Here is a 20315-nt window from a genome sequence, read left to right as displayed (position 1 = left end):
CCTCATCTCTAGATGATCATTTGGATACCGCGAGAGGTGGTACGTGGCGAAGGCGATTCCCACAGCACCAGGACGACTCCCGCTGGCCGGTCACTTACCCCACCTGGCACGCTCCCCCCTCGGCTTCGTGAGGTCACTCGCCTCCGCCGCCCGTGGAGGGCTGGTCCGGATCTATCTGGGCACCACGCCGATGTACGTCGTCACGGCGTACGAGCCGGCCGACGACCTGCTGGCGGCACGGGCGCACACCCTCGGCGTGGGCCGCATGTTCAAACAGCTCGAACCGCTCATCGGGGACAGCCTCGCCACGCTGGCCGGATCCGCCCACCTCAGGCGCCGCCGCCTGATGCAGCCGCCCCTCCGCGCCGCGGAGATCCCCAACTACGGCCCGATCATGCTGAGGCGGGCGCACCAGCTGAGCGACTCCCTCAAGCCTGGCGAACCCGTACGGATCGACCGCCGGCTCTACCAGCTGACCGTGAGCGCGGCCGCCGAGGCGCTGTTCTCGGTGGACCTGGCGGGCCCGGTCGTGGCCGAGGTCGACCGGTCGCTGCCCGTGGTGACGAACGGCGTGGCACTGCGCGCCTTCCTGCCGCCCGCTTTCGAACGCTTGCCGCTGCCGCTGAACCGGCGCTACGACCTGGCCATCCGGAGGCTGCGCCAGACCATCGAGACGGCGATCAGCCGGCACCGCACCACGGCCCCGCACGGCCGGAACCTCCTCACGGCCCTGCAGGAGGCACGCGACCCCGACAGCGGCGCGGGCCTGACCGACGGGCAGATGCGCGACGAGATCATCACGATCATGCTGGCCGGCACCGACACCCCGGCCGCCATCCTGGCCTGGACCCTGTACGAGCTGGCCCGCGACCCCGCCCTCGAACACCGGCTGCACGCCGAACTCGATGAGGTGCTCGGCTCGCGGCCGGCTGAGGCGCAGGACGTGCCGCGCCTGCCGTTCACCGGCCGGCTCCTCACCGAGGCCAGCCGCCTCTACTCGGCCCTGCTGCTGATGCGCAGCACCGTCGAACCGGTCCCGGTCGGGGACGCGACCCTGCCCCAGGGCGCCGACGTCCTGCTGAGCCCGTATCTGATCCACCGCGACGCCCGCTTCTTCGACGAACGCTTCGACCCCGACCGCTGGCTGCCCGAGCGGGCGCGGCAGATCCCGCGCAAGGCGTTCCTGCCCTTCGGCGCGGGCCCCCACAAGTGCATCGGCGACGCCTTCGCCTGGACCGAAATGGTCATCGTGCTCGCCACGCTCTGCTCCCGCTGGCGCTTCCGCCTGCCTCCCCAGGCCAAGGTGACAGCCGTCGCCAGCGTGGTCCCCCGGCCCGACGGCCTGCTCATGATCCCCGATCCCCGCGTACCGGACCCGGACTGACGGCGGCCCGCGCTCACACGGCCCGGAAGGCGGCACTTCAGCTACGGCGGGAACCGCCCGCGCCCGGCCCACCCCGGGGGCGGTCAGCCTCCGGGGTGCGATGGCCCGGGTCTGTGCTGCCAGCCCGCAGAACATCACCAGCCTCAAGCGCGCGATGCCGACGAGGTTTGTGCTGTCGGCCCGTAAGGGCATCCGCCTCCGGGAGGCCCGGGGCGCCCGTCTACCACCGCGGCGGCAGAAGGAACCCCTAGCTGACCCCGGCCTCGCGCATGTCGCGGAGCTCGCGCTTGAGCTCCTTGATCTCGTCGCGGAGCCGGGCGGCGACCTCGAACTGCAGGTCGGCGGCCGCCTGGTGCATCTGCTCGGTCAGCGAGTCGACCAGGGACTCCAGCTGCGCCCGGGGCATCTCCCCCGCGATCGCCTTGGCGTGCTGCCCCGCCTTGGCGGTGAAGCCGGGCACCGGCGCCTTGCCCCGGGACTGGGACCGCCCGCCGCCCATGAGCTGCTGGGTGTCGGCGTCCTCGCGGTGCAGCGAGTCGAGGATGTCGGCGATCTTCTTGCGGAGCGGCTGCGGGTCGATGCCGTTGGCCTCGTTGTAGGCGATCTGCTTGGCCCGCCGCCGGTTGGTCTCGTCGATCGCCCGCTCCATCGACGGCGTGACCTTGTCCGCGTACATGTGGACCTGGCCCGACACGTTACGGGCGGCGCGGCCGATCGTCTGGATGAGCGACGTCTCGGAGCGCAGGAAGCCCTCCTTGTCGGCGTCGAGGATGGCGACCAGCGACACCTCGGGCAGGTCGAGCCCCTCACGCAGCAGGTTGATGCCGACGAGCACGTCGAACTCGCCGGTGCGCAGCTCCCGCAGCAGCTCGATGCGGCGCAGGGTGTCGACCTCGCTGTGGAGGTAGCGGACCCGGATGCCGAGCTCCAGCAGGTAGTCGGTCAGGTCTTCGGCCATCTTCTTGGTGAGCGTGGTGACGAGCACGCGCTCGTCGCGCTCGGCCCGCTCGCGGATCTCGTGGACCAGGTCGTCGATCTGCCCCTTGGTCGGCTTGACCACGACCTCGGGGTCGACCAGCCCGGTGGGCCGGATGACCTGCTCGACCACGTCACCCTTGACCCGCCCCAGCTCGTAGGGCCCGGGGGTGGCGGACAGGTAGATGGTCTGCCCGATGCGCTCCAGGAACTCCTCCCACTTCAGCGGCCGGTTGTCGAGCGCGGACGGCAGCCGGAAGCCGTGCTCGACGAGGGTGCGCTTGCGGGAGGCGTCGCCTTCGTACATGGCGCCGATCTGCGGCACGGTCTGGTGGGACTCGTCGAGCACCAGCACGAAGTCCTCGGGGAAGTAGTCGAGCAGCGTGTTGGGCGGGCTGCCGGGCTCGCGGGCGTCCATGTGGCGCGAGTAGTTCTCGATGCCGGAGCAGGTGCCGATCTGGCGCATCATCTCGATGTCGTAGGTGGTGCGCATGCGCAGCCGCTGCGCCTCCAGCAGCTTGCCCTGCCGCTCCAGCTCGGCCAGGCGCTCGGCCAGCTCGGCCTCGATGCCGGCGATGGCGTTGGCCATCCGCTCCTCGCCCGCGACGTAGTGGGAGGCGGGGAAGATGTAGAGCTCGTCGTCCTCGGTGAGGACCTCGCCGGTGAGCGGGTGCATGGTGGCGAGCTTCTCGATCTCGTCGCCGAACATCTCGATGCGGACGGCGAGCTCTTCGTACTTCGGGATGATCTCGATGGTGTCGCCGCGCACCCGGAACGTGCCCCGGGTGAAGGCCACGTCGTTCCGGGCGTACTGCATGTCGACCAGGCGGCGCAGCAGCCGGTCGCGGTCGATCTCCATGCCGACGCGCAGCCGCGTCATCCGGTCGACGTACTCCTGCGGCGTGCCGAGGCCGTAGATGCAGGAGACGGAGGCGACCACGACGGTGTCGCGGCGGGTGAGCAGCGAGTTGGTGGCCGAGTGGCGCAGCCGCTCGACCTCGTCGTTGATCGAGGAGTCCTTCTCGATGTAGGTGTCGCTCTGCGGGACGTACGCCTCGGGCTGGTAGTAGTCGTAGTAGGAGACGAAGTATTCGACCGCGTTGTGGGGCAGCATCTCGCGCAGCTCGTTGGCGAACTGGGCGGCGAGCGTCTTGTTGGGCTGCATGACCAGGACGGGCCGCTGCACGCGCTCGATGAGCCAGGCGATCGTGGCGGTCTTGCCGGTGCCGGTGGCGCCGAGCAGCACGCTGTCCTTCTCCCCGGCCTTGACGCGGCGCTCCAGCTCGGCGATGGCCGTCGGCTGGTCGCCCGAGGGAGTCATCTCGGTGACGACCTTGAAGGGCGCCACCTTCCGCTGCAAGTCTGTGACCGGACGCATGTTGCCCACTGTAGGCGCACCCACCGACAGAAACTCACCCCGTGACGGGTTGGGGGACGTCGTCCTCGCGCATCGGCAGTACGCGGTCAGCCGCAGACGGTCCAGCAGACAGAAGCCGGAGAAGGCCTGGATACGGGCGGCGGCCGAGGCACGAACTCCCGTTACTGTGCCCTACGTCAGGCGGTGCGCTCGCCGATCCGCGGAAACGGCTTCGTGGAGAACACGACCTCCACCGGCACCTCGAAGTATTCGGCGATGCGCAGCGCCAGATAGAGGCTCGGGCTGTATTCGCCGCGTTCCAGGTAGCCGATCGTCTGGTAGTGGACGCCCAGAGCCTCGGCGAGCTGCCTGCGGGTGACGCCGCGCTCGGCGCGCAGGAGCGCGATGCGGTTGTAGACGGTCTCGCTCATCGTCGCCCATCTTCTCAGCCGATCCGCTGCATGGCGCGGTGGCGGCGCTGCTCCATCAGCGAGCCGGACTCGCGCCTGGCCATCCGGCGCAGGATCGGCGGGGCCAGCGCCAGCCCGGCCACGGCCCAGGCGAGCAGCACGAGCGTGGTCTCGACCGGCCGCCACAAGCCGCCGAGCTCGGCGGCGGCGGCCGCGTCGGGCAGCAGCGCCGAGCGCATGCCGAGGCCGAGCCAGTAAAGCGGGAAGACGTGGGCCAGGCCCTGCAGCCAGCCGGCGAGCGCGGTGATCGGGTAGAAGATCCCGGAGATCGCGGTGAGCCCGCCGACGGTCAGCAGCGACATCCCGGCGGCGGCCTGCGGGCTGGTGGCCATGGCGCCGATGACCGCGCCGAGCGGGAGCGCGGACAGCAGGCCGAGGAGCGTGAACCAGGCGACGCCGAGCCAGCCGCCCGCCCCGATCCCGGTCAGGCCCGGCACCAGGAACAGCCCGGCGATGAGCAGCACCACCAGGGAGAGCATGGTGGACATGGAGAGCGTGAAGATCCGGCCGACCAGATAGCCGACCATGCCCTGGGGCAACGCCTTGGCCCGGAGCAGGGTGCCGTCCTCGCGCTCGACGGAGAGCGTGCCCACCGCGCCGATGAGCGCATTGATCAGGATCAGCAGGCCGAGCAGGCCGGGCAGCGTGGCCGCCGCGAGAGACAGGTCGGTGCCGGGCAGCGTGGCGTCGCGCTGGAAGTAGAGCACCGCGACGAAGGCCGTGGTGTTGGCCAGGGTGAAGCCCAGGTCCTGACCTCTGGTGAGTTGCTGCTTGAACTCGATCCAGCCGCGGGCGAGTCCCACCCGCGCGGCGTGCAGGGTGGGGTTCACGCTTCCTCCTTCTTGACGATGGCCATGTAGGTGTCCTCCAAGGTCGCCCGGCGCACTTCCAGGTCGGAGATCCCGGTCCCGTACTGCTCGAACAGGCCGCGGACGAAGCCGGTCGCGTCCTGGGTGGCGTGCACGAAGTGCTCGCCGTCGCGGCTCCAGCGCACCTGGGCGTCGCGGGAGACCCGGCGGGCCAGGGCGTCCGGGCTGCCGTCGGCGGTGATCCGGCCGCCGGACAGGATGAGGATGCGGTCGGCGAGCTTCTCGGCCTCGTCGAGGTCGTGCGTGGTGAGCAGGATCGTGGTGTCGTCGAGGTCCGACAGCCGGTGGACGAGGTCGTGGAAGTCACGTCTGGCCTGCGGGTCGAAGCCGGCGGTCGGCTCGTCGAGGAAGAGCACCTCGGGGCGGCCGACGATGCCGATGGCGACGTCGAGGCGGCGCCGCTGACCGCCGGAGAGCCGGCTGATCCGCTGGCCCGCCTGCTCTTGGAGGCCGACCGCCTCGATCAGCTCGCCCGTGTCGAAGGGCTCTCGCCCGGGTCGCGCGTACGGTTCGTAATAGCGGCTCAGGTGGCTCAGGAGCTGGTGCACGCGCCAGCGGCCGTGGTCGCGCCAGGACTGCAGGACGACGCCGAGCCGGGCGCGCCAGCGCTCGTCGCCGCGGGCCGGTTCGACGCCGAGCACCCGCACGAAACCGCCCGAGGGCACCCGGAAGCCCTCCAGGATCTCGATCGTGGTGGTCTTGCCCGCGCCGTTGGGCCCCAGTAAGGCGATCACCTCGCCGGGCGCGACGGCGAAGTCGACGCCGCGCAGGACCTCCTTCTCCCCGTACGCCATGCGCAGGCCGGTGACCTCGACGGCGGCGTCCCCGTTCATCACATTGAGGTCACCGTCGAGTTCTCTGGTGGCGCTCATAACCCCCTCCTATGTAGCAGGACTACTACATAGATAGCACAAGTACTACATCCGGCAATAGGGGTACGACGTCGCGTTGCAAGCAAATGGCAAGTCGCACCCGATACGGTCTGAACTCGCTTGTAGCGGAAGAGGAAGGTTTCATGTCACGACCCAGAGAGGCCCTCATGCAGGCGGGCCGGGGCGTAGCCCAGGCGGTCGCCCAGGGAGGAAACATCCGTCAAGCCGTCGGCCAGGCGGTGCAGCAGCAGGCCGGTCAGTACGCCGGCCAGTACACGGGCCAGAATCCAGGGCAGAATCCGGGCCAGGGCCCGGGACAGAACCCGGACGAGGCCCAGGACTTCGCGCTCAACCCGCACGACTTCGCCGCCGCCCGTGACGGCGGCGCGTCGGTCGGCACCCTGATCGAGGCGCGCACCGCGTCGCTCAACGAAGCCGGCGAGATCGTCAACCGCAGCTTCTCCGAGAACGGCATGCACGTCATCTCGCCGGTGGTGATCCCCAAGAGCGGCATCGCCAAGGTCGTGGTGCCGCTGGTCATCCTGGTCGGCCTCGGCCTGATCGGCGCGCTCGCGAACGTCATCCCCAACACCGACGTGTTCTTCGGCCCTCACTACTGGGTGGTCCTGGTGCTGGCCGCGGCGTTCCTGTGGTGGCGGCGGAGCGTGGTGATGGTGCCGGAGGGCTGCAAGGCGCTCATCACCCAGTTCGGCAAGCTCGTGCAGATCGCCGACCCCGGCCGGGTGACGCTGCTGAACCCGTGGAAGCGGGTCAGCTACATCGTCAACACCACCCGCGAGTACCCCTTCAACGCCCCCATCAGCGAGGCCCCCACCCAGCAGGGTGTCAAGGCCAGCGTCGACCTGTTCCTGCAGTTCCGCATCGAGAACCCGGCCGAGTTCATCTTCGTGCTCGGCTCGGTGAGCGGCTTCCAGTCCAAGCTGCAGAACGCCATCAGCGAGGTCACCCGCTCCCTCATCTACGCCCAGCGCGCCGAGGAGATCTACGACCTGGTCGGCGAGAGCACGGTCGGCATGCTCGACAGCCTCAACCAGCAGTTCCTGCCCGCGGTCCGGCTCACGGACGTGAACATCACCCACGCCGAGCCCTCCAGCCAGGAGTACCGCATGGACCTGGCCGCCCCCGAGATGGTGCGGGTGGCCAAGGAGGCCTACACCTACGAGTACGAGCTGAACCTGCGCAAGGAGCAGAACGAAGGCGACCTGGTCAAGGAGCTGGCCGGGCTGCAGGAGACGCTGAGCGGCATCGAGGCGGAGATCGCCGGCTACCAGGCGCGCATGGACACGGCGCTGGAGCGGGCCACCCACCAGGCCACCGCGCAGGCCAGGCAGCGCCTGGTCGAGGCCGAGTCCGAGGCCAAGGCCAACTCGGCGCTGCTGGAGGCGCAGGCGCTCGACATCCGCGCGCTGAGCGCGGCCGAGGCGCCGGAGATCCTCGACTACCGCTTCCAGCAGGACATGCTGGACAAGCTGGAGTCCATCGCCACCCGGCTGCCGCAGGTCGTGCACGTCGGCGAGGACACCGACATCGACTTCCTGAACCTGGCCAAGCAGCTGGTCGGCAGCAAGGAGGCGGCGCTGTTCACACCCGAGGACATGGCCGCCATCCGCGTCCGGCTGCAGCAGATCGGCAGCCGCGTCGCCTCCCGTGAGGCGGAGATCGACGCGCTGCTCAAGCGGGTCGCCGACGAGGTCGAGGAAGCACCGGACCTGGAGATCACCACGGAGGTCGAGCCCCGATGAGCCGCGAGTTCTCGAAGATCAAGGAATCTCTGGCGTCCTGGTCGGAGATCCGCCAGCTGCTGCGCGGCGGCGAGCAGGGCCAGCTCGTGCCCGTCGTCATCCCCAAGGACCGGCGCGGCTTCTCCTGGATGATCCTGGTCTTCCTGGCCGTCTACTTCGCCGGCATGGCCGTGATGACGGACTTCACCGTCTTCGCCGCGCTGGCCGCGCTGTTCTTCCTGGCCGTCGCGCTGCTCACGATGTGGCGGCGGGCGATCATCGAGATCGAGGAGGGCACCACCGGGGTGCGCAGCCGCTGGGGCGCCATCGTCTCCACGCTGCCTCCCGGCCGGCACTACCTCTGGCTGCCCTGGGACCGGGTGGACGCGGTCGTCGACACCTCGACCGAGATCCCGTACTCGGCCCCGATCGTGGCCTGCCCGACGGCGGAGAGCGTGCCGCTGAAGTCGATCGAGTTCTTCCTGAAGTTCCGCATCGTCGACCCGGTGGCGTTCGTCCGCACCATCGGCGCCGGGAACTTCGACCTGGTGCTCTCCAGTGCCGTGCAGGACGCGATCCGGCAGCGCAGCCGCAGGGTCCACACCGAGCGGGCCTACGACCTGCGCGGCTCCGACGTGGGCGACATGCAGGACGCGCTCAACCGCCAGCTCGGCCGCTACGGGGTGCGCGTCACCGGCGCCAACATCCCCGACGTGCAGCTGCCCGACCAGTACCAGCAGCACCTGGCCACCCGTGAGAAGGTCGCCAAGGAGCTGCAGGCCTACGAGCGCGAGTGGGAGCTGACCCGCAAGCGCCGCATCGACACCCTGCTCATGGAGATCGAGCGGGCCAAGAAGACCCGCGACGCCCGCGTGGTCGAGGTCAAGGCCGCGCACAACACGGCGCGCAAGGACGTGGCCCGGATGCTGGAGGAGCAGGAGACCGAGGCGCAGCGGGTGCGCTGGGAGATCGAGGCCCGCGGCCGCGCCGAGCTGACGTCCGCCGAGAACGAGGCCAAGGCGCTGCGCCGGCTGGCCGAGTCGTACCGCGACAACCGGGCCGTCCTCCAGTACGAGCTGGCCCGCAGGCGCCTGGACGTGGGCGCCAAGCTCGCCGAGCAGGCCCCGCAGCCGCTGGTGGTCCGCACCCAGCAGAGCGGCGGCGAATCCGCGCTGTCCACGCTGCTGCTGGCCCAGCTGCTCCCCCGCATCTCGGCCGGAACCAGGAGCATCGAGGAACAACCGCCTACCGCATAGGAGAACCGCATGGTGTTCCGCAAGCTGATGGCCGTCTTCGGCGCGGGCGTCGAGGTGGACACGGTCCTGTCCAACGCGACCGTCCGCCCCGGCGAGCCGCTGCGCGGGGCGGTCCACCTCCGGGGCGGCGGCTCCGAGTACGAGGTGGAGGCCATCACGATCGACCTGACGGCGGTGGTCGAGGTCGAATCCCGTGACAGCGAGTACAAGACGTCCTACAGCTTCCTGCGCCATCGGGTGTCGGGCCCGCTGCGGCTGGCGGCCAAGGCCGAGCACCGGCAGCCGTTCGCGTTCCCGATCCCGTGGGAGACCCCGATCAGCGCGGTCGGCGGCCATGCGCTGCGGGGCATGCGGCTCGGCGTGCACACCGAGCTCGCGCTCGCCGGCGCGCTCGACAAGGGCGACCTGGACCCGCTGTTCGTGGAGCCCCTCCCGGCCCAGAACCACGTGCTCGCCGCGCTGGACCGGATGGGCTTCCGCTTCAAGAGCGCCGACCTGGAGCGGGGCACCCTGCAAGGATCGGCGCTGCCGTTCTTCCAGGAGATCGAGTACTACGCGGGCGGCCCATGGCGGCGTCACTTCAACGAGCTGGAGCTGACGTTCATCGCCGGGCCGCGGCAGATGGACGTGGTCCTGGAGGCCGACCAGCGCGACGGCTTCCTGCGGGCGGGCCGCGACGCCTACAACCGCTTCACCGTGCGGTACGACGACGACCCGGCGGGCGTCGGCCGGGCGCTCCAGCGGGGGCTGGAGTCGATGGCGCGCCGGCGCGGCTGGTTCTAGCCGCGGGTCGCCACCGCCAGCAGGTGGCCGCTCACCCCGAGCAGCGACGGCTCTGACTCGAGTCTGCGGGCGGCGTCGAGCAGCAGCTCGCGCCGCCCGTCGTCGTCCAGCCACACGTCGATGTCGCCGTACAGCCAGAACGCGCCCTCCAGCCCGTACCGGGCGGGCTCGCCCAGCCCGGCGTCGGCGAACTCGCCGAGGATCTCGCCGGGATCGTGGAAGAAGCCGCGGAACCCGCCCTCCCGCGGCGACACCATGAGCCCGGTGTCGGCCGCGTGATACTCGGCGGCCAGGTGCTCGGGCCGGAGCGCGAAGCCGCGCGCGACCCCGTCGTGCAGCGCGGCGAACCGGCTGATGAACGCCGCCGCCACCACCCCGCCCGGCCGCACCGCCCGGCGCGCCTCGGCCAGCGCCCGCACCCGGTCGTAGCGCTCGGTCAGGTGGTAGAGCGGGCCCAGCAGCACCGCCGCGTCGGCGCTCGCGTCGGGCACGGGCAGGTCGCGGGCGTCGCCCAGCCGCGCGGTCACCCCCTCCAGCCTCTCGGCCTGCGCCACGTGCAGCGGCACCGGGTCGATCAGCTCGACCTCGTGACCGTCGGCGGCCAGCCATTCGGCGTGCACGCCCGTACCGCCTCCGATGTCGAGCACCCGCGCCGGAGCGGGCGGCAGCACCCGGCGGAGCACGTCCTGCGTGCGCCAGAACTCCAGCCGCCCGACGCCCCCGCGCAGCCGGGACGCTTCGCCGCCCTGCTCGTAGTAGCCGAGGACCTCCGGGTCGATCGTCATGCCCGCCGATCTTAGACGGTACGGCCCGCGCCCTTTCCATAAGCTGGCCCGTCGCTATACCTGGTCGTTACCATGACGGCGGGACTGACTGTTCGTCGGACGGGGTAGCGATGGCACGGTTCTTGGCGGCGTTGAAGCGGATCGCTCCCTGGGCGGTGCAGAACGCCGACGTGGCCATCGCGCTGCTGCTGGCCGTCGTGATCGGCGTGCTCGGCATCATGCCCGACGAGATCTTCGGCGACGACGGCGCGACCGTGCAGACCCAGCTCGTCAACGCCACGACGCTGGTGATCCTGGCACTGGTGGCGACCGCGCTGCTGCGCGACCGGGCCCGGCAGGCGCCGATGGAGGCCATCACCGCCGACGTGCTCGGCCGGCTGCCCGCCCGGCTGGACCGGCTGGAGCAGATCGAGGCCATGGTCGACCGTACCCGCAAGGCGCTGGACGCGCTCCAGCTCGTCCGGGTGCTGGGCAGCTCGCAGGAGATCGCGCAGGCGCACGCCGAGGCGCGCGAGAACACCACGCGCTGGATCTTCAAGGGCGGTACCGGCACCTACCTGCGCGCGGTCACGCTGCCCGCGTGCGTGGCCGCCGCCCGCCGCGACAAGCGCCACCTGACCGTCCGCATCGAGGTGCTCGACCCGGCGGACGTCGAGGTGTGCGAGACGTACGCGCACTACCGGCGGTCGCTGTCGGACCTGCCGGACGCCACCGGCGAGCGGTGGACCACCGACCGGGTCAGGAAGGAGTCGTACGCGACGATCCTGGCCGCGTTCTGGCACCGGCAGCGCTACGGGCTGCTCGACATCGGGGTGGGCCTGTCGTCGTCGATGACCACGTTCCGCTGGGACCTGTCCAGCAGCCGCCTGATCATGACGGTGGAGGACCCGAACCGCGCGATGACGGCGCTGTCGGGCACCTTCTACTACGCGAACTGCGAGACCGAGCTGCGGCTCAGCTTCGAGCAGGCGCGCCGGGTCCCGCTGGAGACCTACCGGAGCGTGCCGCTCGGCGACGAGCCCACCATCGAGGAGGTGCAGGATCTGTTCGAGCGTATCGGCATGCCGCTGCCCAAGTCCTACGACGGCCGCGACGTCGTCGACATCGCCCGTAAGGCGTTGCGCGCGGTCGACCCGTACGGCGAGCCGCTGGCGCGGGCGGGCGGGCCATGAGCTACGACGACGTCTACCGGCAGCTCGCCCGGGGCCGGGCCAGGTCCTGGGCGCTGGCCGCGATCTCCGCGGGCGGCCTGCGCGCGGTGCGGCACCCGCTCGGATTCGTCTGCCTGCCGCTGGCGCGCGACGGCGGCGACGGGGTATGCATCCATCTGTGGTCCGACTCGCTGGCCCCCGCGCGCACCACCACCTCCCAGATCCACTGCCACAGCTGGGACCTGGTCAGCCATGTGCTCTACGGCCAGGTGCGCAACGTGCACGCGGTGGTGACCGACGCCGGGCCGGACGCCACGCACCGGGTGTTCGAGGTGGTCAGCGGGCCGGGCGGCGACCGCATCTCCCCCACCCCGCGCACCGTGCGGCACGAGACGGGCCTGGTGGAGGTGTTCGGGCCCGGCGAGACCTACACGCTCGCGTCGGGCCGCTTCCACAGCAGCGTCGTCCCCGAGGGCGGGGAGACCGCCACGATCGCGCTCGGCCGGGGCCGGCCGGGCAGCCGCGACCTGTCGCTCGGCCCGCTCGGCACGGCCGGGCACCACGTGCCGCGGCAGCCGCTCGACGCCGAGGAGACGGCGCTGGCCGTCCGCCTGGTAGCCGCCCACCTGAGCTGAGGGGTGCCCGATGGATCTGGATCACGCCCGCGCGGTCGCCGTGGAGGCCGCCGAGGCTGCGGGGACGCTCCTGCTCGACGGCGCCCGCGGCGCGCTCGGGGTGCGGCAGAAGGGGGGCGGCGGGGACGTGGTCACCGACCTCGACCTGGCCTCGGAGCGGCTGCTGGTCGGGCGGATCCTGACGGCGTTCCCGTCGCACGCGGTGGTCGCCGAGGAGTCGGGGCTGCTCGGCTCCCCGGGCGGCGAGTGGACGTGGCTGGTCGACCCGCTCGACGGCACCAACAACGTGGCCATCGGCCTGCCCGCCTACGTGGTCGGGCTGGCGCTGTGCCGGGAGGGCCGCCCGCTGGTCGGCGTGGTGCACGATCCGGTGACGGCGCGGACCTGGTCGGCGATCCGCGGGCGCGGCGCGCTCGCCTCGTCCGGGTCGCGGCTGTCGGCCGCCTACCGGCCCTCGCCGCACGGCCCGCTCCTGGCTTGGACCCAGGGGTATGCTGTGAGCAGGAAAGACGCGAAGGCGCGCCTGCTCAAGGCGGCCCTGGAGCTGAGCGCCAGGCGGGTGCTGCAGCTCTGGGCGCCACTGCTGCAGTGGGCGATGCTGGCGCGCGGCGACATCGACGGGATCGTCGGCTACCGCGCGGAGGCGGTCGACCTGCCGGCCGGGGCCCTGATCGCCCGGGAGGCGGGCATCGAGATCCGGGCGCTGGACGGCGGGCCGTTCGAGGAGACCATCGACGGCCCGGCCGAGAACCGCAGTTTCGTGGCCGCACACCCCAAGGCCCTGCCCGGACTGCTGGCACTCCTCGGGTGATCACCGGGAAAAATCTTGAAATTGCAAGTGGTTTCCGGCTATGACTTCCACCTACTGATGACGTCTATACAGAAGGTGCTTGGAAGCGGCACCGCAGGGAAAGGAGAGATCACCATGCTGACCGATGTGACCGTATGCGAGCCGGTGCGGGTGCTCTCCGCCCTTGCCGCGCAGCCCTCCGAGATTCTGATGAACACCCTGGCGGTCCCGGATACCGGCCGGGAAGAGCAGGCGGTGCCCGCATGACCGGCGAGCGCAAGGAGTGGGCGCATCCGTGGTTCGCTGCCGTGGTGGGGCCGCGGCCGTCTGAGGAGGTCCCGGAGGAGGACGAGCGCCGTAAGCGCCGCCGCCAGCCCCGGGTGCTGAAGGTCCGCCGCACCATGTGAGCGGGTGCCCGCCTCCTCGGCGGGCTATCCGAAGGTCACCAGCGCCCAGGTGGTGGTGACCAGACCGACGACGGCCAGGCCCGCCCCGGTGAGCAGGAAGCGGCGCATCGGCACCCGCACGCCGTGACGGCGGCACGACTCGAACCAGAGCAGGGTGGCCAGCGACGCCCACGGCGTGATCACCGGCCCCACGTTGGTGCCGACGAGCAGGGCGAGCAGCTGCCCGCGGTCGCCCGCGGGCACGACCTCCTCCACGGCTTTGTACGCGGGCAGGTTGTTGATGACGTTGGACAGGCCCGCGCCGACGGCGGCGGTCCGGTACGGGTCGCGATCGGTGCCGAGCAGCCAGTTCATCAGGTCGGCCAGCCCGTAGCGGCTGAGCGTGGGCACGACCAGGAACAGCCCGGTCACGAAGATCAGCAGCTGCCACGGGACCAGGTTCAGGCTGAGCCGGGTGCGGTCCCGTACGGCGAAGGCGGCCACCACGATCAGCGCCGCCGCGCAGGCGGCGACGCCCACCTCCACGCGGGCCAGCAGGGCCCCGATGAACAGCACGCAGGCGGCCGAGGCGGCGCCGAACAGCACGCGGTCGCCGACGGGCCGCAGCTCCGGCGGGGTGTAGCGCAGGTCGCGGCGCTCGCCGCGGCGCCAGAAGAACACCCACAGGAACGCCATCGTCACCAGGATCGAGACGAGCTGCGGCGCCCACATGCGGGCGGCGAACTCGACGGGTGACAGCCCGATCTCGCCCATCGCGAGCAGGTTCGTCAGGTTGGACACGGGCAGCAGCAGGCTGGCGGTGTTGGCGAACCAGATGGTGGTCATGGCCAGGGGCAGGGCGGCGATGCCTGCCCGGGCGGCCAGGGCGAGCATCACGGGGGTGAGGAGGACCGCCGTCGTGTCCAGATTCAGAAATATCGTGATAAACGACGCAAAACCCGTACAGAGCAGGAAGAGCGCGAAATAGTTGCCGCGGCCGAGCACCGCCATCCTGGCCGCGATCGCGTCGAAGACCTGGGCCTCCTTGGTCAGCTCGGCGAGCACGATGATGCCGACCAGGAACACCAGCAGCGGCCCGATCTCCGCCAGGCTCTCCGCGGCGTCGGCGAGCGGGAGCAGCCCGGTCGCCACGAAGAGCAGGCCGAGCACCAGCAGCCCGATCCTGATCCAGTCGAGCACGCCGAGTTGACGCAGCACGAGCACGATGATCGCACATGGGCTGCGAAAGCCCGACGCCGCACGGGATACTGGAGAGATGCGTGACGGCAGGCCGACCCAGATCTTCGTCAGCTACTCCCCCGCCGACACGGCCTGGGCGACCTGGATCGCCTGGGAGCTGGAGGCGGCCGGCTACCGCACGATGATCCAGGCGTGGGACTTCGTGCCCGGCACCAACTTCATCGACTTCATGGACCGCGGCGTCAGCGAGGCCCAGCTCGTCGTGGCCGTGCTGTCGCGCAACTACCTCGGCTCCCGCTATGGGCGGATGGAGTGGCAGGCGGCGCTGCGGGCCGACCCCGACAACCCGTCCAGCAGGCTGGTCACGATCCGGCTGGAGGACGTCCGGTTGGAGGGGCTGCTGTCCACGATCACCTGGGTCGACCTGCTGGGCGTCACCGACCCGGGGCAGGCCAGGGCGCTGCTGCTGGGCCGCGTCCGCGAGGCGCTGGCGGGCCGGGCCAAGCCGGAGGCCGCGCCCGCGTTCCCCGCCTCGGTCCCGGCGGCCGGTCCGCTGCCCTCGCTGCCGCCGCCCGGCGAGCGGTCGCGGGCGCGCCGCACCCCGGTCTCGCCGCCGGCGTTCCCCCCGGCCACCGGCCCCCGCCCGGCCCGCGAGTCCGTCACCGTGCTCCACATCGGCGGGCCGCGCTTCGGCCGGGCGCTGCCCGACCCCGGCGAGCCGTTCACGCCCGAGGACATGCAGGCGCGCATCTGGGCCGACCTGACCGCCATGTACGACCGGGGCATGCCGCGGCCCGACCTGATGGTGGTCGGCGGCGACCTGACGGAGTCGGGCAGCCTCGGCCAGTTCGGGCAGGCCACCCGGTTCGTCACCGACCTGCGGCTGCTGGTCGGGCTGGAGCCGCACCGGTTAGTGGTCGTGCCGGGCCCGCGTGACGTGACCAAGGCCGCGGCCGCCGCCTACTTCATGACCTGCGAGGCCGACGACGTGAGCCCGCAGCCCCCGTACTGGCCGAAGTGGCGCCACTTCGCCGGCCTGTTCGAGGAGGTCTACCAGGGGCTGGACGACCGGGTGTTCGACGGCGGGCAGCCGTGGACGCTGTTCGAGGTGCCGGACCTGAAGGTGGTGGTGGCCGGGCTCAACTCGACCATGGCCATGAGCCATCTGGAGCGCGACGCGTACCCGATGCTGGGCGAGGCGCAGGCGGCCTGGTTCGCCGAGCGGCTGCGCCCGTACGAGGAGCGGGCCTGGCTGCGGCTGGGCGTGCTGGGCCACCCGCCCGCCGCGCTGCACGACGCGGCCGCCTACGACCGGCTGCTGGCGCACCGGCTCAACCTGCTCTTCCACGGCGGCGCGGCGGGCGACGGGCCCGCCGTCGCGGCGCCGCGCTCCGGCCGCCACCAGGTCGTGGAGATCACCGCCCGAGGGACGCGGACGTGGCTGCCCGAGAGCGGCGAGCCGGAGCGGGCCGCGCGCGTCTGGCGGGCCGCCCGCGCCACCTTCTCCGGCGAGCCGGAGGCCGCGCCGCCCTCCGAGACCGACGGCGGCGGCCCCGGCGCGCGCCCGCCGAGCCCCGTGGACCTGCTGCTCGACCGGATCACCGAGGTGTGCGAGGCCAGGCACGAGCGGGCCAGGATCCGGCGGCTCCGCGACCACTTGGTGGTCACCCATCCCGAGGACGGGTTCGTCCGCCAGACGCTCATCGGCGCGCACGTCGGCGAGGTGACGGCGGAGGACGCGGCGGCCTTCGTGCGGCAGGCGCACGCCACCGAGCTGGCGGCCGAGCTGGTCTACCAGGGGCCTCCCCCTCCGCGCGGCCTGCGCGAGGACCTGATGCGGCGCGGCGTCCGGCTGCGCAGCTTCACCGAGTTCCAGGGGCTGCTCGACCTGTCCGGCTACGTGGCCGAGCAGACGGCCCGGCTGGCCGCCGACCGCCGCTACCCGCCCGAGCTGTACGTGCCGCAGCGCTACCGGGAGCTGGACCGGCCGGGCGGCCGGGTCCAGGACGGGCTGACCGACGAGCTGATGCGGCTGCTCTCCGCCGACCACGGCCGGTTCCTGCTGCTGCTCGGCGACTTCGGCCACGGCAAGACGTTCGCGCTGCGCGAGCTGGCCCGGCGCATCCCGGCCGAGCTGCCCCACCTGACGCCGATCTTCATCGAGCTGCGCGCCCTGGACAAGGCCCACTCGGTCGACGGGCTGGTGGCCGCCCACCTGGCCAACCACGGCGAGGAGCTCATCGACCTGAAGGCCTTCCGCTACCTGCTGCGCCAGGGGCGGATCGTGCTGCTGTTCGACGGGTTCGACGAGCTGGTCACCCGGCTCACCTACGACCGGGCCGCCGACCACCTGGCGACCCTGCTGGCCGCGGCGGAGGACAAGGCGAAGATCGTGGTCGCCAGCCGTACGCAGCACTTCAAGTCGCACAGCCAGGTGCTGACCTCGCTCGGCGAGATGGTCGGCGTGCTGCCGCAGCGGCGGGTGCTCGGCGTGGAGAACTTCACCCGCGACCAGATCCGCTCCTACCTGGCCAACCGGTTCGCCGCCGGGGACGAGGCCGCCGCCCGCATGTCGCTGATGGAGGGCCTCGAGGACCTGCTGGCGCTGGCCAGGAACCCGCGCATGCTGAGCTTCATCGCCGACCTGGACGCCGACCGGCTGCGCACGGTCGCCGACGCCCGCCACACGATCAGCCCCGCGCTGCTGTACGAGCAGATCCTGGAGACGTGGCTGGCCTTCGAGGAACGCCGGGCCGGGGTGCCCGGCTCGGCGGCGCCGCTGACCAAGGACGAGCTGTGGCAGGTGGTGACGGCGCTGGCGCTGCGGCTGTGGGAGACCGGCGAGTCGCTGCTCGGCGTCGACGAGCTGACCGAGATCGCCGGGACGCTGGCCGATCTGGCGGGCGGCCAGCTCTCCCCCGCGCACACCGCGTACACGATGGGGTCGGGCAGCCTCATGGTCCGCACCGAGGAGGGCATGTTCGGGTTCATCCACGCCTCGGTGATGGAGTGGCTGATCGCCCGGCACGTGGCGGCGACGATGGACGCGCCGGTGGCGCTGTCGCGGCGGCCGCTGTCGTCGCTGACCGTGGAGTTCCTGTGCGACCTGGCGGACGTGCGGGCGCTGCGCGCGTGGGTGGCCGACCCGCCCGAGGGCGACGTGGCACGCGCCAACGCCGTCAAGATCGCGGCCCGGCTGCGCACCCCGGCCCGGGCCGACCTGCGCGGCGCCAACCTCAAGGGCGAGGACCTGTCGGCCCGCGACCTGCGCGAGGTGGACCTGACCGGGGCCGACCTGACCGAGGCCACCCTGGTCGGCGCGAACCTGTCCCGCGCGGTGCTGCGCGACGCCCGCCTGACCGGCGCCCGGCTGGACGGCGCGGTGCTCGCCGGGGCCGACCTCACCGGCGCCGACCTGTCGGGCGCGCGGCTGGCCAGGGCCGACCTGAGCGACGCCGCCGCCTCCGGTGCCCGCTGGCACCGGGCCGCGCTGATCGACGTGCGCGGCACGCTGCCGCACCTGCCCGGCGCCGCCGTGGTGCCCGGCCAGCCGGTCGAGACCCAGCTGGCGCCGTCCGAGATCGGCGTCCCGTACGGCTTCCACTTCCAGACCAGCCGGCTGCCCGAGCCGATCGCCTACAGCCCCGACGGCGCGACGATCGCGATCGGCAACGAGGACGGCGGACTGCTGCTGTGCGCGGGCGGGCTGCCGGTGCGCACGCTGCAGGGGCACGCCGGGCGGGTGTACGCGGTCACCTTCGCCGGAGACCTGCTGGCGAGCGGCGCGAGCGACGGCACCGTGGTGCTGTGGGACGCGCTGACCGGCGCGCGGCTGCGCACGCTGCCCGGCCACCCCGACGGCGCCTGGCCGGTACGGTTCAGCCCGTCGGGCGAGCTGCTGGCGGCGGGCGGCGGCGACGGCGTGGTCCGGGTCTGGCACACCGCGACCGGCGAGCCGGTGCACGAGCTGGCCGGGCACCGGGCGCCGATCTACACCGCCTCCTTCGGCGGGCAGGCGCTGGTGACGGGCGACGCGGCCGGCGTCGTCCGGGTTTGGGACCTGGCGAGCGGGGAGATCGTCACCACGCTCGACGGGCACCGCGGCGCGGTCTACCGGGCGGTGCACGCCCCCGGCGGCGGCCTGCTGGCGACCGGCGACGAGGCGGGCACGCTGCGGCTCTGGGACACCCGCGGGTGGGAGCCGCGGCACGCGTTCACCGGCCACCGCGGCAGCATCTACTGCGTCACGTTCTCCCCTGACGGCTCGCTGGTGGCCACCGGCGACACCTCGGGCGACGTGCGGCTGTGGGAGACGTCCGGCGAGTTCCGCGGCCTGCACACCACCCACGCGGCGGCCGTCTACCAGGTGGCGTTCTCACCCGACGGGCGGACGCTGGCCACCGGCGACTCCGACGGCGTGGTGCGGCTGCAGCCGGTGGGCGGCACGCACCGCACCGAGCTGACCGGCCACCGCAGCTCGGTGTGGCCGTTCGCGTGGCGGCCCGACGGCGGGCAGCTCGCCACCAGCAGCAACGACGGCACGGTCCGGCTGTGGGACCCGGAGTCGGGCCAGTGCCAGCGGGTGCTGCGCGGCCACGGCAGGCGCATCACCTACGCACGGTTCAGCGCCGACGGCACGATGCTGGCGACCAGCGGCAACGACGGCGTGGTCCGCGTCTGGGAGCCGCGCACCGGGCGGAAACTGCGCGAGTTCACCGGCTCGTCCGACCGGCTCGTCTCCGCGCTGTTCTCCCCCGCCGCACCGCTGCTCGCCGCCGCCAGCAACGACGGCGGCGTGCACTTCTGGAACGTCACCACCGGAGAGTACGAGCGCGAGCTCAACACCGAGACCGACCACGTGTGGGCGGAGGCGTTCAGCCCCGACGGCACCATGCTGGCGACCGCCAACGACGACGACAGCGTGCGGATCTGGTGGCGCTCCACGGGCCGGCTGGTGGCCAACCTGGCCGACCACCGCGGCCGGGTCCGCTCCATCGCCTTCAGCCCCGACGGCCGCTACGTCGCGACCGGCTGCGACGACCGGCGGGTACGGATCTGGCACGTGGAGTCCGGCGGCCGGGTGGCCACCCTCGACGGGCACACCGACCGGGTGTACGCGGTGGCGTTCGCGCCCTCGGGCCGACTGCTGGCCAGCGCGGGCAACGACGGGCGGGCGCTGCTCTGGGAGCTGCGGCCGGGCCAGCCGTGGCACCCCGTGCTGAGACACACCCTCACCGGCGGGGCGGGCCGGCTGTGGAGCGTCGCCTTCGACGCGACCGGCGAGCGGGTGGCGACCGGCGGCGACGACCTGACCGTGCGCGTGTGGGACGCGGAGTCGGGGCGGCCGCTGCACCGGCTCGACGGGCACTCGCGGCGGGTCTGGTCGGTCGCCTACAGCCCCGTGGAGGACCTGCTGGCCACGGCCGGAGACGACGGGGTCGTCATCCTGTGGGAGGGCGGCAAGCGGCTGGTGACGCTGCTCGGGCTGCCCGAGGGGTGGGCGGCGCTCGCCCCGGACGGGCGCTACAAGGTGCAGGGCGACCCGGCGGGGCAGTTCTGGCACGTGGTCGGCATGGCGCGGTTCGAGCTGGGCGAGCTGGACGCCTACCTGCCGGGGGTGCGGCAGGTGCCGCTGGACGAGCCCTTCTAGCCGTGTTGTC

At 72.2% G+C, this 20315-nt stretch carries 16 protein-coding genes; 10 read left to right on the top strand and 6 right to left on the bottom strand.

Annotated elements, in window-relative coordinates; genetic code table 11:
- Positions 1–43 precede the first annotated feature (43 nt).
- Positions 44–1384, top strand: coding sequence for a cytochrome P450 (locus AB0J42_RS09705; protein WP_364290827.1), 1341 nt, complete (start codon positions 44–46; stop codon positions 1382–1384).
- Positions 1385–1631: 247 nt separating this feature from the next.
- Here the strand turns inward: AB0J42_RS09705 and uvrB are convergent, their stop codons facing one another.
- From uvrB to AB0J42_RS09685, 4 genes are all read right to left on the bottom strand, one after another.
- Positions 1632–3737: an excinuclease ABC subunit UvrB gene (gene uvrB, locus AB0J42_RS09700; RefSeq protein WP_364290825.1), complete on the bottom strand. Its 2106-nt coding sequence runs from the start codon at positions 3735–3737 to the stop codon at positions 1632–1634.
- A gap of 176 nt (positions 3738–3913) precedes the next feature.
- Positions 3914–4147 (bottom strand): helix-turn-helix transcriptional regulator, encoded by a 234-nt coding sequence (locus tag AB0J42_RS09695; RefSeq protein WP_364290823.1) that lies wholly within the window; start codon positions 4145–4147, stop codon positions 3914–3916.
- 14 nt (positions 4148–4161) lie between these two features.
- Positions 4162–5016, bottom strand: coding sequence for an ABC transporter permease (locus AB0J42_RS09690; protein ID WP_364290822.1), 855 nt, complete (start codon positions 5014–5016; stop codon positions 4162–4164).
- Positions 5013–5927 carry an ABC transporter ATP-binding protein gene (locus AB0J42_RS09685; protein WP_364290820.1) on the bottom strand — a complete coding sequence of 305 codons (915 nt, stop codon included), beginning with the start codon at positions 5925–5927 and terminating at the stop codon, positions 5013–5015. The genes AB0J42_RS09690 and AB0J42_RS09685 overlap by 4 nt, the downstream gene beginning before the upstream one ends.
- Positions 5928–6070: 143 nt before the next feature.
- Here AB0J42_RS09685 and AB0J42_RS09680 point away from each other — a divergent pair, with 143 nt between their 5' ends.
- Genes AB0J42_RS09680 through AB0J42_RS09670 form a run of 3 tightly spaced genes read left to right on the top strand, consistent with a single transcriptional unit; the run spans position 6071 to position 9708 of the window.
- Positions 6071–7690, top strand: a complete 1620-nt coding sequence (locus tag AB0J42_RS09680) for an SPFH domain-containing protein (protein ID WP_364290818.1) — start codon at positions 6071–6073, stop codon at positions 7688–7690.
- A complete protein-coding gene (locus AB0J42_RS09675; protein WP_364290816.1) occupies positions 7687–8925 on the top strand; it encodes an SPFH domain-containing protein in 1239 nt (412 codons plus the stop codon). Before AB0J42_RS09680 ends, AB0J42_RS09675 begins: the two co-directional genes overlap by 4 nt.
- Positions 8926–8934: 9 nt before the next feature.
- Positions 8935–9708 (top strand): sporulation protein, encoded by a 774-nt coding sequence (locus AB0J42_RS09670; RefSeq protein ID WP_364290814.1) that lies wholly within the window; start codon positions 8935–8937, stop codon positions 9706–9708.
- Here AB0J42_RS09670 and AB0J42_RS09665 read toward each other — a convergent pair.
- Positions 9705–10493, bottom strand: coding sequence for a methyltransferase domain-containing protein (locus AB0J42_RS09665; RefSeq protein WP_364290812.1), 789 nt, complete (start codon positions 10491–10493; stop codon positions 9705–9707). The genes AB0J42_RS09670 and AB0J42_RS09665 overlap by 4 nt on opposite strands.
- 110 nt (positions 10494–10603) lie before the next feature.
- Here AB0J42_RS09665 and AB0J42_RS09660 point away from each other — a divergent pair, with 110 nt between their 5' ends.
- From AB0J42_RS09660 to AB0J42_RS09640, 5 genes are read left to right on the top strand one after another with little or no spacing between them, the layout of a single operon-like run.
- On the top strand, positions 10604–11665 hold the full coding sequence (locus tag AB0J42_RS09660) for a hypothetical protein (protein ID WP_364290810.1): 1062 nt from the start codon (positions 10604–10606) through the stop codon (positions 11663–11665).
- A complete protein-coding gene (locus tag AB0J42_RS09655; protein ID WP_364290808.1) occupies positions 11662–12279 on the top strand; it encodes a hypothetical protein in 618 nt (205 codons plus the stop codon). The genes AB0J42_RS09660 and AB0J42_RS09655 overlap by 4 nt, the downstream gene beginning before the upstream one ends.
- Before the next feature lie 10 nt (positions 12280–12289).
- Positions 12290–13090 (top strand): inositol monophosphatase family protein, encoded by an 801-nt coding sequence (locus AB0J42_RS09650; protein WP_364290806.1) that lies wholly within the window; start codon positions 12290–12292, stop codon positions 13088–13090.
- A 15-nt stretch (positions 13091–13105) separates the two neighbouring features.
- Positions 13106–13336: a hypothetical protein gene (locus tag AB0J42_RS09645; protein ID WP_364290804.1), complete on the top strand. Its 231-nt coding sequence runs from the start codon at positions 13106–13108 to the stop codon at positions 13334–13336.
- Positions 13333–13476, top strand: coding sequence for a hypothetical protein (locus tag AB0J42_RS09640; RefSeq protein ID WP_364290802.1), 144 nt, complete (start codon positions 13333–13335; stop codon positions 13474–13476). Before AB0J42_RS09645 ends, AB0J42_RS09640 begins: the two co-directional genes overlap by 4 nt.
- A 24-nt stretch (positions 13477–13500) precedes the next feature.
- On the opposite strand, the gene AB0J42_RS09635 is transcribed toward AB0J42_RS09640, so the two are convergent.
- The gene (locus tag AB0J42_RS09635) at positions 13501–14673 is read right to left on the bottom strand and encodes an SLC13 family permease (protein WP_364290800.1); all 1173 of its coding nucleotides are present in this window, start codon (positions 14671–14673) and stop codon (positions 13501–13503) included.
- A 58-nt stretch (positions 14674–14731) separates the two neighbouring features.
- On the opposite strand from AB0J42_RS09635, the gene AB0J42_RS09630 reads away from it, so the two are divergent.
- Complete coding sequence (locus AB0J42_RS09630; RefSeq protein ID WP_364290798.1) at positions 14732–20305, top strand: TIR domain-containing protein; 5574 nt, start codon at positions 14732–14734, stop codon at positions 20303–20305.
- Positions 20306–20315: the final 10 nt, after the last annotated feature.

This window comes from Nonomuraea sp. NPDC049649, from assembly GCF_040675175.1.
Classification (GTDB): domain Bacteria; phylum Actinomycetota; class Actinomycetes; order Streptosporangiales; family Streptosporangiaceae; genus Nonomuraea.
The sequence above is the reverse complement of the archived record's forward strand: the minus strand, read 5'-3'. Positions and strand labels throughout refer to the sequence as shown.

Coding starts and splice junctions, on each gene's coding strand:
- uvrB (WP_364290825.1), bottom strand. CDS start 3,737: ATGCGTCCGGTCACAGACTTGCAGCGGAAGGTGGCGCCCTTCAAGGTC.
- AB0J42_RS09695 (WP_364290823.1), bottom strand. CDS start 4,147: ATGAGCGAGACCGTCTACAACCGCATCGCGCTCCTGCGCGCCGAGCGC.
- AB0J42_RS09685 (WP_364290820.1), bottom strand. CDS start 5,927: ATGAGCGCCACCAGAGAACTCGACGGTGACCTCAATGTGATGAACGGG.
- AB0J42_RS09680 (WP_364290818.1), top strand. CDS start 6,071: ATGTCACGACCCAGAGAGGCCCTCATGCAGGCGGGCCGGGGCGTAGCC.
- AB0J42_RS09675 (WP_364290816.1), top strand. CDS start 7,687: ATGAGCCGCGAGTTCTCGAAGATCAAGGAATCTCTGGCGTCCTGGTCG.
- AB0J42_RS09670 (WP_364290814.1), top strand. CDS start 8,935: ATGGTGTTCCGCAAGCTGATGGCCGTCTTCGGCGCGGGCGTCGAGGTG.
- AB0J42_RS09665 (WP_364290812.1), bottom strand. CDS start 10,493: ATGACGATCGACCCGGAGGTCCTCGGCTACTACGAGCAGGGCGGCGAA.
- AB0J42_RS09660 (WP_364290810.1), top strand. CDS start 10,604: ATGGCACGGTTCTTGGCGGCGTTGAAGCGGATCGCTCCCTGGGCGGTG.
- AB0J42_RS09655 (WP_364290808.1), top strand. CDS start 11,662: ATGAGCTACGACGACGTCTACCGGCAGCTCGCCCGGGGCCGGGCCAGG.
- AB0J42_RS09650 (WP_364290806.1), top strand. CDS start 12,290: ATGGATCTGGATCACGCCCGCGCGGTCGCCGTGGAGGCCGCCGAGGCT.
- AB0J42_RS09640 (WP_364290802.1), top strand. CDS start 13,333: ATGACCGGCGAGCGCAAGGAGTGGGCGCATCCGTGGTTCGCTGCCGTG.
- AB0J42_RS09630 (WP_364290798.1), top strand. CDS start 14,732: ATGCGTGACGGCAGGCCGACCCAGATCTTCGTCAGCTACTCCCCCGCC.